Annotated in this window: 11 protein-coding genes; 3 read left to right on the plus strand and 8 right to left on the minus strand. The window is 74.4% G+C overall.

Going from position 1 to position 15,651, the window contains the following annotated elements; translation table 11 throughout:
- Positions 1-604 precede the first annotated feature (604 nt).
- The 8 genes from J5X75_RS26115 to J5X75_RS26150 all read right to left on the minus strand — a co-directional run bounded on the left by J5X75_RS26115 (position 605) and on the right by J5X75_RS26150 (position 12,329).
- Positions 605-2,593 (minus strand): YehQ family protein, encoded by a 1,989-nt coding sequence (locus J5X75_RS26115; RefSeq protein ID WP_238489317.1) that lies wholly within the window; start codon positions 2,591-2,593, stop codon positions 605-607.
- Positions 2,590-3,705 carry a VWA domain-containing protein gene (locus J5X75_RS26120; protein WP_208470148.1) on the minus strand — a complete coding sequence of 372 codons (1,116 nt, stop codon included), beginning with the start codon at positions 3,703-3,705 and terminating at the stop codon, positions 2,590-2,592. Before J5X75_RS26120 ends, J5X75_RS26115 begins: the two co-directional genes overlap by 4 nt.
- Positions 3,702-5,984 (minus strand): DUF5682 family protein, encoded by a 2,283-nt coding sequence (locus tag J5X75_RS26125; protein WP_208470149.1) that lies wholly within the window; start codon positions 5,982-5,984, stop codon positions 3,702-3,704. The genes J5X75_RS26120 and J5X75_RS26125 overlap by 4 nt, the downstream gene beginning before the upstream one ends.
- The gene (locus tag J5X75_RS26130; RefSeq protein ID WP_238489319.1) at positions 5,981-7,090 is read right to left on the minus strand and encodes an ATP-binding protein; all 1,110 of its coding nucleotides are present in this window, start codon (positions 7,088-7,090) and stop codon (positions 5,981-5,983) included. The genes J5X75_RS26125 and J5X75_RS26130 overlap by 4 nt, the downstream gene beginning before the upstream one ends.
- Entirely contained in the window at positions 7,087-10,374 is a 3,288-nt protein-coding gene (locus tag J5X75_RS26135; RefSeq protein WP_238489362.1) for a DUF4132 domain-containing protein, read from the minus strand. The genes J5X75_RS26130 and J5X75_RS26135 overlap by 4 nt, the downstream gene beginning before the upstream one ends.
- A gap of 211 nt (positions 10,375-10,585) precedes the next feature.
- A complete protein-coding gene (locus tag J5X75_RS26140; RefSeq protein ID WP_208470151.1) occupies positions 10,586-11,335 on the minus strand; it encodes a GNAT family N-acetyltransferase in 750 nt (249 codons plus the stop codon).
- A gap of 181 nt (positions 11,336-11,516) precedes the next feature.
- On the minus strand, positions 11,517-11,732 hold the full coding sequence (locus tag J5X75_RS26145) for a helix-turn-helix transcriptional regulator (protein WP_238489321.1): 216 nt from the start codon (positions 11,730-11,732) through the stop codon (positions 11,517-11,519).
- Between the two features lie 36 nt (positions 11,733-11,768).
- Positions 11,769-12,329, minus strand: coding sequence for a TetR/AcrR family transcriptional regulator (locus J5X75_RS26150; protein WP_208470152.1), 561 nt, complete (start codon positions 12,327-12,329; stop codon positions 11,769-11,771).
- Between the two features lie 106 nt (positions 12,330-12,435).
- Between J5X75_RS26150 and J5X75_RS26155 the strand changes: the two genes are divergently transcribed.
- From J5X75_RS26155 to J5X75_RS46080, 3 genes are all read left to right on the plus strand, one after another.
- Positions 12,436-13,812, plus strand: a complete 1,377-nt coding sequence (locus J5X75_RS26155; RefSeq protein WP_208470153.1) for an FAD-dependent oxidoreductase — start codon at positions 12,436-12,438, stop codon at positions 13,810-13,812.
- A 117-nt stretch (positions 13,813-13,929) separates the two neighbouring features.
- Positions 13,930-14,991 carry a DUF3616 domain-containing protein gene (locus tag J5X75_RS26160; protein ID WP_208470154.1) on the plus strand — a complete coding sequence of 354 codons (1,062 nt, stop codon included), beginning with the start codon at positions 13,930-13,932 and terminating at the stop codon, positions 14,989-14,991.
- A gap of 7 nt (positions 14,992-14,998) precedes the next feature.
- The gene (locus tag J5X75_RS46080; protein ID WP_208470155.1) at positions 14,999-15,619 is read left to right on the plus strand and encodes a DUF4253 domain-containing protein; all 621 of its coding nucleotides are present in this window, start codon (positions 14,999-15,001) and stop codon (positions 15,617-15,619) included.
- The last annotated feature ends 32 nt before the right edge of the window (positions 15,620-15,651 follow it).

Consider the following 15,651-nt stretch of genomic DNA (forward strand, 5'->3'; position numbering starts at 1 on the left):
GCGGAGTCGGCGGCATCAAGTCCGACCGTCAGTGGGCTGGCGGCACCGCCAGCGCGACGGTCAGCAGAGCTCGACCCGACCGCTTCGCGATCAGGATCGCGGCGGTGGCACCACGAGCGCTCGCCATCCGGCGACCTTGGACGATTCACCACCGCATCCGGTGGCAACCCGTCCAAGATCCCGCCCGCCCGGCAAGCGCGAGACAACCAGCACGCCACACCACCCACTCACGGCGACCTTGGACGAATCACCACCGCACCCGGTGGCAACGCGCCCAAGATCGCACGGTTCAGTGGGCCCGGGACACCCAGCACACCAACCCCCGCATACCCACACGGCGACCTTGAACGAATCACCACCGCACCCGGTGGCAACGCGTCCAAGATCGCACGGTTCAGTGGGCCCGGAACGCGCAGCACACCACCCCCGCATACCCACACGGCGACCGTGAACGAATCACCACCACATCCGGTGGCAACGCGTTCAAGATCGCGCGGTTTGGTGGGCCCGGCACGCGCAGCACACCAGCAGCGCGACGACCAACGAAACCGGCCACCAAGCTGACGCGCGGGGCGCGAGCCGGCCGCACCGCCGGCGCGGCCGGTCAGCGGAGGTCGGCGGCCAGGCTGACGCGTAGGTAGGCGTCGACCCACGCCCGGGTGGCCTCGGCGCCTGGGTCGGGGCCGAGACGGGCCACCACCTCGTCGAGTGACGACGCCACCCGGTGCAGGCCGACCCGGGCGAGCGCCGCCCGCGCCGACCGCAGACGGTCGGTGTGTGCGCCCGGCAGGTGGGCGAGTCCGCTGTGCGCCGCTTCGGCGAGCACGTCGCGGGCCGCCGTCACCGCCTCGGCCAGCGGATCGCCCACGTCGGCGGTTCCGTCGGCGTTGCCGAGCCCCTGGCCGGTGGGTGGCATGGCCAGGTCGGGGACGACCGGCGGGCCGTCGGCGGCGATCGCGTACGGATCGATCACCACCCGCCCGCCGCTGCGGTGCACACTTCCGGCCACGAATCGTGGTCGCCCGCGGCACCCGTCGAGTGCCGCCGCGACCGCGTCGAGACGGCCGGGAGCGACCGCCGCGTGGGTGGCCTCGACCGTGGCCGTGACGCCGGAGCCGTCCCGGATCTCGACGCTGAGCCGCTGGGCGCCGGGCGCATACCAGCTTTCGCCCACCTCGGCGATCGCCAGCACCCGGACCAGTTCGGCGCGGACCCGGGCGCGGACCGGGCGTGGTGGCATGGCGTCCAGTTCGGCGGCGAGTTTCGCGTAGTCGTACGCGAGCAGCCCCGGTGGCAGCCCTTCCCAGGCGCCGTGGGACACGGTGACCGTGGACTTGGCGATCCGGCCGGCGCTGAGCCGCACCGTACGGCTGGCGCTCCGGATCGCGGACTCGGTGACCAGCACCCCGGAGGCGATGGCGTCGACGGTGGCTCCGGCGATCCGCCGGCGGCCGAGGGCGGGACCGTCCTCGTCGGTCTCCCACTGCCGATGTGACACCAGGACGACACCGCTGGCCGCCTGCCCGTGGAAGATCTCCACCCGCCGCTGGCCGTCGACCGCGGTGACCCGGGCGCCGAGACCGTCGAGCCGGACCCGGCGCAGTGGTGTCTCGGCCGCCTCCTCGGAGCCGAGCACCCGGGCCCGGTGCCCGGCGCCGCCGTCGGCGGTGACCGCGCGATGCCGGGCGAAGAGTTCCGCGATCAGGTCGGCGAGCCGTTCGGGGGCGTACCGGGCGCTGCGGTCCCGGTACGCGGTGAGCTGGTCGGCGAGTTCCGCGGTGGCGTCGAGGGGCCACCGCAGCCCGGCCCGGTCGAGGGCGGCCAGATGCCCGGCGGCGGCCGCGACGAGGCCGGGACCGGCGTGCACGGCCCCGGACCGCAGCACCTCGGCGGCGAACTCGATCACCGTCTCGAGCCCGGAGCCGGTGACGGCGGCGCCCGGCGCCCCGCCGACGTCGACGGAGCACTCGTCGGCGCCGGGGTGCTGCTCGTCGGCCGCCCGGAAGGCCCAGACGGCGAGGGCGATGACGTCGTCGCGGACGCCGGCGCGGGCGTCGGTGTGCACATAGCCCAGGTCGCCGGGCACCAGGAACCGCACGGTCGCGGCGGGCAGCTCGGCCACCGGGGCGGCGCCGCGCCGGATCCGGGCGGTGTATCCGCTGCGGTGGGTGCGGCGGGCGGTCTCGACCAGCCGGCTCCCGATCCGGGTGGCCAGGTCCTCGTCGGTGAACCCACCCGGTGACCAGGCCGGCGCCTCGGCGGGCGGCTCGTCCTCCGACGGCGGGGTCTCCGGCAGCGCGGCCTGGTAGGCGAAGATCAGCCCGAGCAGGTGCCGGCAGGCCCCGGTCGCCCCGCACGTGCAGCGGCCCTGTTCCAGGCCGCCCTCCGGGAGTTCGGCGCGGACCCCGTCGGCGAACTCGGCGACGACGGTGGCGCCGTCCCCGGACGACAGCGCGGGTGGTTCCCGGTCGGCTTCGCGGGCGGCCCGTTTCACCAGGCCGCGGTTGGCGAGGGCGGCCAGCGCGTCGGCGTCGAGCGCCCGCAGGTCGGCCCGCACCGGCAGGCTCACCGATCCGCCCATGAGCTCGCTCATCGGCCCACCCGCTCGGCGATGAAGGCGGCCAGTTCGCCCGGTGTCATGGCGCCCACCCAGGCGCCGACGTTGGCGAGCTTCTGCGCGCACACCCGGTCGTACGCCGGATCCGCCTGCTCGTCCAGGGCCGCCAGACCGAGCACGATGCTTCCCTGTTCGACCAGTCCCCGTACGCCGCGCACCAGGTCGGCCTCCGATCCGCCCTCGAAGAAGTCACTGATCACCGCGACGATCGTCCGGCGCGGCTGTTCGACCAGCTGGGCCGCGTACCGGACCGCGCGGGCGATGTCGGTGCCGCCGCCGAGCTGCGACTTCATCAGCAGCTCGACCGGGTCGCTGACGTCCGACGTCAGGTCCACCACCGCGGTGTCGAAGGCGATCAGATGGGTACGCACGCCGGGCAGCCCCCACAGGCAGGCCGCCGTGACCGCCGAGTGGATCACCGAGGACAGCATCGACCCGGACTGGTCGACCAGCAGGATCACCTGCCACTGGGAGAGCTGCCGCCGGGTGCGCGACATGAAGTACGGCGTCTCCACATACACCCGCTGCTCCTCCGGCCGGTAGTTGCCGAGGTTGGCACGGATGGTGCGCCGGGCGTCGAAGTCCCGGGCCTGCTTGAACCGGCTGGACCGCCGGGACCGGGCGCCGGAGAAGCTCTGCCGCACCTCGGTGGCGAGCCGTTCCATCAGGTCCCGGACGACGGCTTCGACGATGCGCCGGGCCAGCCGCAGCACCTCCGGGTTCATCAGGTGCTTGGTCCGCAGGACGGCTCGCAGCAGGGAGGGGTTGGGTTCGATGCGCTGGAGCACGGCGGGGTCGGTGACGATGTCGTCGATCTCGTACCGTTCGACGGCGTCGCGCTGCAACCGCTCGACCGTCTCCTTCGGGAAGAGCCGGGTGATGTCGTCCAGCCAGTCGACGGTGGTGAGCTGTGACGGTCCGGTGCCGCCCTGACGGCGGATGTCGCGCTGGTCGAGCTGTTCGTCGCGGCCGTACAGCCAGTCGAGTGCCGCGTCCTGGGCGGCCGCGTCGCCGGAGAGGCCGCCCAGGCAGCTTCCGGCCGGCTCGCCGAGGATGAGCCGCCAGCGTTCCAGGCCGATGTCGGTCATCGGGTCTCCCCCGTACTGATCAGCCCGGCCTGGGCCAGGCGCCGCTCGACGGTCTCGTCCAGGGCGAGGCCGGCCGCCACGATCTCGGCCGGCACGGTGGTGCGCAGCAGGTCCCGGGCGTAGCCGTCGACGCCGCGGTGGGTCATCAGCCGTTCGCCGATGGTCTCCCGTTCGCGGGGCGGGAAGTATTCGAAGGCCTGCCGCAGCGCCGGGAGCGCCACCAGGAAGTCCTCCGCGCCGAACCCGGTGACGAGCTCGTCGAGCAGGCCGAGGATGCCGCCGGGGGCGAGCACCGGCTCGCGGGCCACGCCGAACAGCCCGGCCAGCCAGTCGCCGGCGGTCCCGGCCGCGAACGCGCCGCGGACCGCCTGCGCCGGATCCTCCAGGAAGGACTCGGCGAGGACGTGCCCGAGCCCGTAGAAGGCGCCGCGCAGGTCGGGTGGCGCGGCCCGGTCGGCGGCCACCCGTGCGGCGACCTCCACGGCGGCGACCCGGTCCACGCCCACCGCCGCGGCGTGCAGCACCGCGTCCCGGACCGCCGCGACCGCCGCGATCCGCCCGCGGTCGGCCGGGGCGCCGGCGGCGTGCCAGCCCTCGGCCAGCCACAGGATGCGGCGGGCCGCGGCCGCCACCACCACGGCGAGCGCCTCGCTGCCGGCGGTGCCGAGGAGCCGGTCGTGCCGCCACAGCGCCAGCGTCACGGCGAGCACCCGGCCCAGGACGGGCAGGTCGCTGCCGGCCGCGACGCCCTGGCGCAGCCGCTCGGGCACGTCCTCGCCGAGGTCGGTGACACCGCAGAGGGCCGCGTCGAAGAGGGTGTCGGCGAGCGCGCCGAGATCACCGGTGGCCTGGTCGATGCTCTCCGCGATCCGGGCGGCGGCCGCGGTCTCCAGGGTGGGGCCGTACCCGCCGGCCTCGATGAGGGCGGTCAGCCGCTGCTCGTGGTCGCGCACCGACCAGCGTTCGGCGAGGACCGGGTCGATGCCGGTGGCCGGGCCGGTGACCCGCCGGAAGCCGGGCACCGCGAGCACCCGGATCCGGTGCAGCACCCGGCTGATCTCGAGCCCGCGCGGGTCGAACAGGTCGATGTCGTGCTCGCCGGCCCGGTCGAGGCCGTGCCGCTCCAGTTCGGCGGTGGCGGCGTGCACGAGCGGCGGCAAGGGTGTGTCCGGGTGCAGGCGGCCGTGCCGGTCGCCGCTGAGGGCGGCGGTCATCTCGATCACGGCCGGGTGCTGCCCGGCCGTGACCGTGCCCCGCACGGCCCACGGCAGCGGCACGTCGAGGGCTTCGCTGACCAGGGCGGCGGCGAGGCCGTCGAGCACGTCCACCCGGGCCGGGCAGGAGTGGCCGCGCAGCCGGGCGAGCGCCTCGGCCCCGGCCCGCGCGGCGATCAGGTCAGCCGTGGAGACCGCCTGGCCGCGTTTGCGGAGCCGCTCGGCGACGGCGGTCACCAGGTGGCGGGCGGCCTGTTCCGGGCCGCCCTCCCAGAGCCGCTGGTAGTACTCCGGCGAGGGCATGCCGGACTGGTAGCCGCCGAACGCGTCGAGCCGCCGGAACGAGTAGGGCACCAGGTAGCTGCGCGCGGTGGCCCCGTCCGGCGGTTGCGGGATCTCCGGCCAGCCAGCATCGGCAGAGGCGGAGGCGGAGGCGAGGCGCAGCAGCGCGGGCCGGTGGAAGCCGCCGACCACCGCGACGACCGGCCGGTCCCCGGCGTCGGCGAGCGCCGCCCGGATCCAGCGGGCCATGTACGCCTCCCGGGCGGTGTCCGAGGGCCCCGCCTCGGCATCGCCCCGGATCACGTCGAAGTAGGCGGTCAGCCGTTCGGTGAGGCCCTCGCCGGGCCCCATCTCGACCACGTGGTCCCACAGCGCGTCGCTGTTGTCCACGCCGAAGGACTCGCACAGCCGCCCGACCGCCTCGGCGTACCGCAGTTCGGCGTCGGCGTACCGGTTGTCCCGGTCGGCGAACGCCTCGTGCCAGGCCGGCAGGTCGATGAACCGGGTCTCGGCCCCGCACGCGCGGGCGGCCCGCAGCGCCTCCCACTCCGGCGAGTACTCGCAGAACGGCGCCCACGACCCGTGCCGGCGGCGCTCGTCGGCGTAGCTGGTGAAGATCGCGATCGGTAGCTCGTGGCCGAGCAGCAGCTCACCGATCCGCTGGTTCATGTCGGCCGGCCCCTCGATCAGCACGTGGGCCGGTCGCAGTGCGGCGATGGTGGCGCCGACCAGGCGGGCGCAGGCGGGGCTGTGGTGCCGGACCCCGATGACGGTGAGGCTCATCCGCCGGGGAGTTCCCGCCGGGCGTCGCGCAGCTCCCGCCACTGAGCGCCGGTCCGCCAGCCGGTGTGCTGTTCCAGGTAGCGGCGCAGCTTGGCGAGGTCTTCCGGGTTGTCCTTGGCGGCCGTGCCGGCGAGGCAGGAGGCCAGGTCGGCGCCGGTGCCGGCGGCGCCGCGCAGGAACCAGCCGCGCAGCCCGACGGCGTGTGCCACCGCGACCGCCTCGGCGGTGCTCATCACGCCGGACAGCCGGTCCATCTCGTCGCCCCGCGCGGTCCGCCCGGTACGCAACTCGCGGAACGCCGTGACCAGGACCTCCAGCACGTCCCGGCGGGGCGCGACGGTCACCCCGGAGCGCCGCAGCAGCACGCCCGCCTCGGCTTCGACGAGCGCCAGCTCGGTGTCGAAGTCGGCGATCGGGAAGACCGTCTCGAAGTTGAACCGCCGCTTCAGCGCCGAGCTCATGTCGTTGACTCCACGGTCCCGGGTGTTGGCCGTGGCGATGATGTTGAAGCCTTCCTTGGCGAACACCATGCCGGCGCCGCCGGGCAGCTCGGGCACCGCGAGGACCCGGTCGGACAGCGGCGAGAGCAGGCAGTCCTGCACTTCGAGCGGGCACCGGGTGATCTCCTCGAACCGGACGGTCCGGCCCTCGGCCATCCCCCGTAGCAGCGGCGCCGGCACCAGCGACCGCTCGCTCGGCCCCTCGGAGACGAGCAGCGCGTAGTTCCACGAGTACTTGATCTGGTCTTCGGTGGTGGCCGCGCCGCCCTGGATGGTGAGCGTCGAGTCTCCGCTCACCGCGGCCGCCAGCAGCTCGGACAGCAGCGATTTCGCGGTGCCCGGCTCGCCGACCAGCAGCAGCCCCCGGTTGGTGGCGAGGCTGACCAGCGCCCGGTCGATCAGCGACGGGTCGCCGACGAACTTGCGGGTGACGCCCAGCGCGTCGTCACCGACGACGAACGCGCGGGCGGCGCGCAGGCTGAGCGCCCAGCCGGGCGGGGTGGGCGCGTCGTCGGCGGCGCGCAGGCGGGCCAGCTCGTCCGCATACCGGACCTCGGCGGGCGGGCGCTGCATGGCGTCGGTGGGGATGGTGACGGACAGGGTCATGAGAGCACCTCGGTCAGGTCGCGCAGCGCCTCGGCCGCGGTGATGGGGTCGAGTTCGGAGAGCCGGTCGTCCTGGTCGTCGCGGTGCCGGTGGTAGCCGGACGCCGGGGCCAGGAAGACGGCGGTGACGGTCTGGTCGCCGAGGACGTCGACGGCACCGACCGCGATGCCGGGGGAGATCTCCAGCACCAGGTGCCGGCCGCCGGGCACGTCACGCTGGAACCAGCCCTGCACCCCGGCGTCCTGTGGGGCGCCGCGCCGCCAGCCACGGCGTTCCAGCCCGAGCAGCCGGGTGCTGGGCACGGTCACGCCGGTGAGGGCCGCGGCCCGCGCCGAGGTGAGCGGCTCGGTCCCCCGGGCCAGCTGGGGGAACGGCTGGAGGATCTCGTAGTCGGCGAACACCCCGGCCCAGGCGGCCAGGCCGGCGCCGAGGTGGACGGGGTGGGCGATGCCGATCGCCTCGTCGTCGCCGAGGGTCACCGTGTCGTCGGTGACGTCGGCGAGGCTGCGGTCCTCGGCCAGGCGCACGCCGCCGGCCGGGGCGCCGACGGCGTCGAACCGCACCCAGACCAGGCGGCGGACCAGGTGGCGGAGCAGCGGGTGGCCGGCGAAGAACTGCCGGAATCCGGCGCCGGTCCACCGGCGCTGGGCGGTCATCGCCTCCTCCAGCCGGCGGACCTGGTCGGCGGCGATCGCCCGGACGTCCTTTTTCAGGGCGGCGAACCGTTCATACGCCTCCGCGGCCGGCGCCGCGTCGTCCTGGGCGCCCGGCTTGGGCAGGGCCTTGAGGCGGCGGCCGGTCGCGTCGGTCACGAACGGTCTCAGCTGCTCGTCGAACCCCACGGTGAAGGTGCGGCGCCCGTAGTCGAGGACCATGCCGCCGTCGGCGTCCAGCCCGAGGTCGGGCACGAGCCGGTCGGCCAGCTCGTCGGGGGTGAGACCGCGTTCCGCCGCCAGTTCGGCGATCTTCTCCCCGGCCCGCTCCTTGAGCCCGCGGAACGGGACCTTCCGCGCGATGCCGTCGAGGTACATGAGGGCCACGTCGGTGCCGATGGCGGCGAGCACGTCGAGGCCGGTGACGGCGCGGGCGTGCCCGCCCTCGCCGGGCCAGGCCCGGATGACCGGGGCCAGCCGCCGGACGGTCTCGTCGTCGCCGAGCGGCCCGAGCGCGTCGAGGGCCCAGTTCTGTTTCGCCGGGTGCCCGGCCGCCCGCCAGGCCTCGAACAGCGCCCACCCGAACCCGGCCAGGTCGGCCGGCTCGCACTCGGCCACCACCACGCCGACGCCGGGGTAGACACCGTCGAGCCGGGAGAGGGCGAGCATGGTGATCAGGTTGCGGACGGCGTCGAGGGGCAGCTCACCGCGGTCGCCGGTGAGCCGAATCGGCGGCAGCGTCGCCGGGTTCGCCCAGTCCGGCAGCACCGGCATGGTCTTCGGCAGGACGGTCAGCGGGTCGACGGCGAGGATCTCCTCCACCGCGGCGACCGCCTCGGGGCCGTGCCGCCCGGCGGCGGCGAGCACCTCGTCGCGCGGCAGCAGGCGCAGCGCGGCCTCGGCGTCGCCGCGGGCCGTGCCGGGCCGGCCGGCCGCGACCGGGACGAGGGCCCGGGCCGCGAAGGCGCCGTGCCGGGCGAACCAGGCGGCGGCCACCCGCCGGATCGGCCGGGACCGCGCGTGCCAGCCCGCCATCAGCAGCGCCACCTGGGGATCGGCGGCCGGGACCAGCGCCGGGGCGCCGGCCAACGGGAACCGCCGGGCGGCGTCGGCGAGCGCCGGGACGGCCGCCGCCTCGAACCGGGCCAGCAGCTCGGGGCCCCAGTCCTCCAGATCGTACGAATACCGCGGCCGCCAGGCGGTCACCCGGGGACGGGCCAGCTCGTCGGGGGCCTGGAGGAAGAAGAAGACCGTGTCCCAGGCGGGCGGGTCACCGCCGTCGATCCGCTCGGCGACGGCGTCCCAGTCGTAGGAGCCGCCGTGGCGGGCCGCCCAGGAGCCGTCGGCCCAGCTCTCCCGCTCGCCGGCGGCCCAGACCACCCGGGACTCCGCGGTGCCGGTCAGCCCGTCGACGACGATCGGGTGGCGCTTCACCGGCGATCGCCAGGGCGGGTCGAGCAGGATCGCCGGGACGTCCCCGGGAGCGGCTTTCGCCGTCTCGGCGAAGGTCAGCGCGGCCTCCGCCCGGTCCAGGCGGACGGCGGCCTCGGCGGCGAGCAGCGGCCGGACCTCGGCGGCGAGGCCCCGGTTGCCGGCCAGATGGTTGGCGAGCAGCCGGCCGTCGTCCGGGGTGGCGGCCATCAGGCGCATGGCGCGGGCCGGATAGCGGGCGCCGGCGTCGGCCAGGGCGGCCGGCGCGTACGGCTGGTCGCGCCGGTCGAGCAGGGCCTGGAACGCCCGGTCGCCGCCGATCACGGCCAGCATGCCGAACAGTTTCTGCCGGCCCTGGGCATCGGTCCGGTGCGGCGTGTCGCACCACCGCGCCAGGGCGGGCGCGGCATCCGGGCCGAGCGTGCCCACGAAGGTGTGGATCACCTCGCTCTGCCGCAGCGCCGCCCCGGGGTTCACCTGCCCGGCCAGCGGGGTGGCGATCTCCTCCCGGTCGACGACGGTCAACAGCATCTGCTTGATCATCTCGAGGTGGGGCCGCGCCATCACCTCGGCGCAGATCTCCGCCGCCCAGCCGGCCTCGTCGGGCGCCATCACCGAGATCACCGCGCGCTGGGCGAGCGACGGCCCGCGCACCGCGGCGAGCGCGCCGATCACCCGGTCATACTCCTCCGGGCGGGCGGCCACGACGGCCCGGCGCAACCGGAACGCCATCCGCTGGGCGAGGAACGAGGTGTAGCCGACGGCGTCCCGGTCGGGGACGCCGCGGGTGATCGCCGCGCCGGTGGTGGACTCCCCGGGGTAGAGCGCGGCCAGCTCGGCGACGGCCGCCGCGGCGAACGGCAGCCCCCGCCGGGAGCGCCAGTGGCCCGGCAGCGCCAGCATCTCGTCGTGCCGGTCCCACTGGAGGACGCTCGCGATCACCCGGGTGACGGCCGCGGCGCCGAGCGGTGGGGCGGACGGATCACCGGACAGGTAGGCACGCCCGGCCGCGGCGATGTCTTCCGGCGTGAGCCGGTTGGCCACCGACGCCCGTGCCTCGCCCTCGAACGTGGCCAGCAGCGCCTCGGCGGTTGTGACATCGGTCGCTCTCACGCTCGGCGAGGCGGGCGCCGACGCCCGGCGGGGCAGCACGAACCGCTTCCACCCCACCGGAACGACGAACGTCTCCACGCTCGGCATCTCGCTCACCGGCCACTCCCCAGGGTTCGGCTCCATCGAACGGCTGCACCCTAGCGACTCCCACCGACAAAAACCGGGGCGGGCGGCCCCGGCATCGACCACCATGGACTTCTCGACCACGGTGCACCAGAGTGTCAGGCAGGACCGGCGCGGGCCGCGCAGGCGGCCGGCCCGCGCCGGTGCTCCTCAACGGAGGGTTGCGAGCGCCGGATCAGCCGAGCGAGATGTAGAGCCGATGACCGGCCGGGACGAAGCCGACCCGCTCGTAGACCCGCCACGAGTCGTCCCCGCCCGCTTCCAGCCAGGCGATCTCCAGGCCGCGGGCGAACATCCGGTGGACCACCTCGGCGGTGATCGCCGCGGCCAGCCCACGTTTGCGGAAGGGCTCCCGGACACCGATGCCGCCCACTTCGCTGAGCCGATCCTGCGGCGGGCCGGCCTGCCCACCGCCCGCGCACTCCCCGCCGTCGGTGAACGCCGCCAGCGCGATCCCACCGCGGTCCTGGCCGCGGCGGATCCGGGCGACGTCGGCGTCGGTGGCCCAGTCCTCGCCGAAGGCCTCGCCGACGGCCGCGGCCATGGCGGCCCGGTCCGGGTCCGTGCCGGGTTCCACGAGACGCAGACCTTCCGGTACGGGACACGCCGTCAACGATGCTGGAGTGCAGATCAGGTACTGATGCCGGGCCTCGATGGTGAACCCGGCCGCGAGCAGCAGCTCCTCCAGCTCGGGGGCGCTGCTGCACACGTACTCGAATCGGGGTTTGCGCCCGGCGGACCGGAACGCGCCGATCAGGGCCGTGACGTCGGCCTCGGTGATCGGCGCGCCCGGCACCGGTGACGCGTAGTTGAGGTAGGGACTGGTCGTGTCCGGGTCGAGACCGGCCACGAAGGGGCCGATCTCGACAACCTGCGGACGGTTCCGGAGGTGGGACACGACAGAGCGCTGGATGCGCAGATCCATGATGGGGAAAGCCTTTTCAGAGTGAAGGAAAACCTGCAGAAAACGGGGACATGCAGGGCCGCCGCAGGCGGAGAATGCTCAGCGGCGGCCGGAGGGCCAGGCCGTGATCATTGGCTTCACTCTTTCAGGGAATCGGGATCGCACACCCTCGGCGCGATCACGCGCAAACACTTTCACGAACTCACGGTGGGCGCAAGCCACCCTCCTCGGAGGACCGCTGTGCGGCGATCCAGGCCTCCACCTCCTCCACGAGCCAGACCTTGCCCTGGGCCAGCACCGCCACCGGGTCGGGGAAGTCCGGGCGGTTGACGAGCAGGTAGGCCTGCTGGCGGCTGATGTCTCCGATGCGGACGCGGATCTCGTGCACGCCCATCAGGCGGAACGTCGACGACTCCATGCCTCCCACCCTAGCTCCATGACACTGGTCGCTGCGCTAGAGCGAATCGGGCCGGGTGAGATACCGCTGGACGGTCGGGCCGAGCCAGGCGACCGCCTCCTCCCGCTCCAGGGCGGCCATCGGGGGCAGCCGCAACACATAGCGGCAGAGCGCGAATCCGAGCATCTGGGAGGCGACCAGACCGGCCCGGAGGGGGGCCTGATCCGCCTCCGGGGACAGCCGGGCGGCCAGCGGACCGAGCTGCCCGGCGAAGATCGCCCGCATCCGCTCGGCGGGCCCCTCCTGGGTGACCGCGGCACGGAGCAGCGCTAGCAACGTGTCATCCCCCTCCCAGCGCTCCAGGAAGTGCCTGACCAGCATTTCTCCGACCGCGGCGGGCTCGGCGCCGGTCAGGTCCGGCAGCCGCAGATCGAACTCGGCGGCCGCGGCGAACAGCCCTTCCTTGTTGCCGTAGTAACGCATGACCATCGATGGGTCGATGCGCGCGTCGGCGGCGATCGCGCGGATGGTGGCACGCTCGAACCCGTCGGCGGCGAAGCGCTCCCGGGCGGCGGCCAGGATCGCGGCGCGGGTGGCGTCGGAACGGCGGGTCGTCATGCGTCGCATTCTATGCCAACGGTCGTTTGCCAACAACTGTTGACTACACCGCCGAGTGACGCCTATGGTTTTGCCAACACCTGTTGGCAAGCGAGCGGAGGACACCATGCACACCACCGTCGCGATCATCGGCGCCGGCCCCACCGGGCTCCTGCTCGCCGGAGACCTGGCCACGGCCGGCGTCCCGGTCACCGTCTTCGAGCGCCGGTCCGAGACGTCCAACCTGACCCGGGCCTTCGGCGTGCACGCCCGCACCCTGGAGCTGCTCGACGCCCGCGGCCTCGCCGACGACCTGGTCGCCGAGGGTGCCCGGGTGCGGCGGCTGCGGCTGTTCGACGGGATCGAGCTGGACCTGTCCCGGCTGCCGTCCCGGTTCCCCTACCTGCTGATCACCCCGCAGTACCGGGTGGAGCAGGCGCTGGCCGAGCGTGCCCGCAAAGCCGGCGCCGAGTTCCGCGAGGGCGCCCGCCTCACCGGCCTGCGGCAGGACGCCGACCTGGTCACCCTGGAGTTCGAGGACGGCGGCACGGTCACCGCCGACTACGTGGTCGGCGCCGACGGCCTGCACAGCACCGTCCGGCAGAGCCTCGGCCTGCCCTTCCCCGGCAAGGCCGTGCTCACCTCGATCATGCTGGCCGACGTCCGGCTGGCCACCCCGCCCGAGGACGTGCTGGCGGTCGACGCGGTCGGCGACGCCTTCGCCATGGTCGCCCCGTTCGGCGACGGGTGGTACCGGATCTTCGCCTGGAACCGGGACAACCAGGTCGGCGACCGCACCCCGGTGACGCTCGACGAGATCCGCGCGGTCACCCGCCGCGTCCACGGCACCGACTTCGGCATCACCGAGACCCGCTGGATGTCCCGCTTCCACAGCGACGAGCGCCAGGCTCCGCGCTACCGGGTGGGCCGGGTGTTCCTGGCCGGCGACGCCGCCCACGTGCACTCGCCGGCCGGCGGCCAGGGCATGAACACCGGCCTCCAGGACGCCGCGAACCTCTCCTGGAAACTCGCCGCCGCCGTCCGGGGCCGGGCTCCCGAGGGGCTGCTCGACACCTACCAGAGCGAACGGCACCCGGTCGGCCGGCTGGTCCTGCGCAGCAGCGGCACCCTGATCCGGGCCGCCATGATCCGCTCCGCGGTGGGCCGCCGGGTCCGCGACACCCTCGGCCGGATCCTGCTCGGCCTGCCGCCGGTGACCCGCCGCGCCGCCGGGATCATCTCCGGCGTCGGCATCTCCTACCCCGGCGCGCCGCGGGCCGCCGACGTCACCCTGCGCGACGGCCAGCGGCTCTACGAGGCACTGCGCGACGGCCGGCACGTGCTCCTCACCGATCAAAACCTGGAGGGGTACGAGGACCGCGTGCTCGTGGCGGCCCCCGGGTCCACCACCGGCGAGGCGACCCTGATCCGTCCGGACGGCTACGTGGCGTGGCGCGGCCCGGCCACCGAGGCCCCCACCGCCGTGGCCCGCCTCGTGCCCTGACCGGCCGAACCCGCGATCCGCCCACTTCGAGATCGGGTGGGCGTACCGGAAAAAGGAAGCGTAAGGCTGACGCCAAGATCTCCACCGGGAGTGCGTGGCGGTGGGACGATGTGGACCATGACGGTCGACTACCGGGTACGGCTGCGGTTCTCCGACGAATCGCAGAACGCGGCCACGCACACCAACCTCTCCGCGGTCCGTCTCGACGGGCGCGCGCTCTGGATCGCCGGGGACGAGACCGCCACGATCGAGCGGCTGATCGCCGACGATCCGGCCAAACCCACCGAGTTCGGTGACGAGACCCGGTTCCGCCTCGCCGACTTCGTCACCCTGCCCGGCGCGGACGCCGACGAGGAGGCCGACATCGAAGGGCTGGCCCGCAGCGGCCGGTTCCTCTGGGCGGTCGGTTCGCACAGCCTGCGCCGCCGGCAGATCAAGGACCGGCACGAGGGCGCCAAGGCGCTGCGCCGGCTCGGCCGGGTGGAGGGCCAGGCCAACCGCCAGATCCTGGTCCGGCTGCCGATCGCCGACGTGGACGGGCTGCCCACGCCGGTCCGGGAGATCGAGCCCGGCGGGCAGCGGCACCGGGCGGCCGCGCTGTCCGGCCGCGACGACCTGCGCCGGCTGTTGCACGACGACGAGCACATCGGCCCGTTCCTGCCCATCCCGGGCAAGGACAACGGGCTGGACATCGAGGGCATCGCGGTCCGCGACGACCGGGTCTACCTGGGCCTGCGCGGGCCGGTGCTGCGCGGCTGGGCGTTCGTGCTGGAGCTGCGGCCCTACGTCACCCCCGACGACCCGGGCCGGCTGCGGCTGCACCGGTTCGACGACGGGCGGCTCTACCGCAAGCACGTGCTCGACCTGGAGGGTCTCGGCGTGCGCGACCTGTGCCCGGCCGGCGACGACCTGCTGATTCTGGCCGGCCCCACGATGGACCTGGACGGGCCGGTGCGCATCTACCGGTGGCACGACGCCTGCCGGGCCGAGATCCCCACCATCGTGCGGCACGACCAGATCACCCGCGAGCTGGAGCTCACCTACGGCGAGGGCGACGACCACGCCGAGGGCCTGAGCCTGCTCGGGGCCGACCGGGTGCTGGTCGTCTACGACAGCCCCGCCCGGCACCGGCTCACCAGCGACGGCGCCGTGATCGCCGACGTGCTGCGCCTGCCCTGAAAGCGGCGTGGCGGCCCGGGGTGAGGGTTCTTGTCGTACCCGGGGTCTAGCCTCGGGCGCATGTCAGCTCCCCGGCTCGAGACGGACCCCACCGGCGGCGGGGGCGCTCCTGGGTGGCTGGTGGTCATCGGTCGAGCCCGAGGAGGAGGACGGCGAGGAGGAGCTGACGGCGAGCGCCGGCCCGTTCCGCGCCGGCTGGCCCGGCCTGGCCCGCCGCGGCCGGCTCCAGGCGGATCCCGGCGAGCGTGCGTCCGAGATCGCCGACCTGGTCTCGGCCGAGGGCCGGCTCAGCGTGCCACGGCTCGGCCTGATCCGCTCCGCCCGCGGCGCCGACGCCCTCACCGACGCGGCGTGGACCGGCCCGACCAACCACGAGAACGACACCGCCAAGATCTCGTGCGTGCTGCGGAACTGGGAGGACCGTTTCGGCGTGCGTGTCCTGGCGGCCGGTTTCGCCAGTCTGTTCGTGAGTGTCGCCGCCCCGCCGCTCGACGAGGATCACGCGCTGGAGATCGCCGCCGAGCATCACGCCTTCTGCCCCGACAACGTCCTGCAGGGTTGCGGCTCGCTGACGGATTACGCGGCGTCGCTGGTCGGCGCCCCGCTCTGGTCGTTCTGGTGGGATTGACCGGCGGAGCGGTCCGGGCCGGCGGGGAGGTC

It is taken from the genome of Actinoplanes flavus (genome assembly GCF_017592555.1).
In the GTDB taxonomy this organism is placed as follows: Bacteria; Actinomycetota; Actinomycetes; order Mycobacteriales; family Micromonosporaceae; genus Actinoplanes; species Actinoplanes flavus.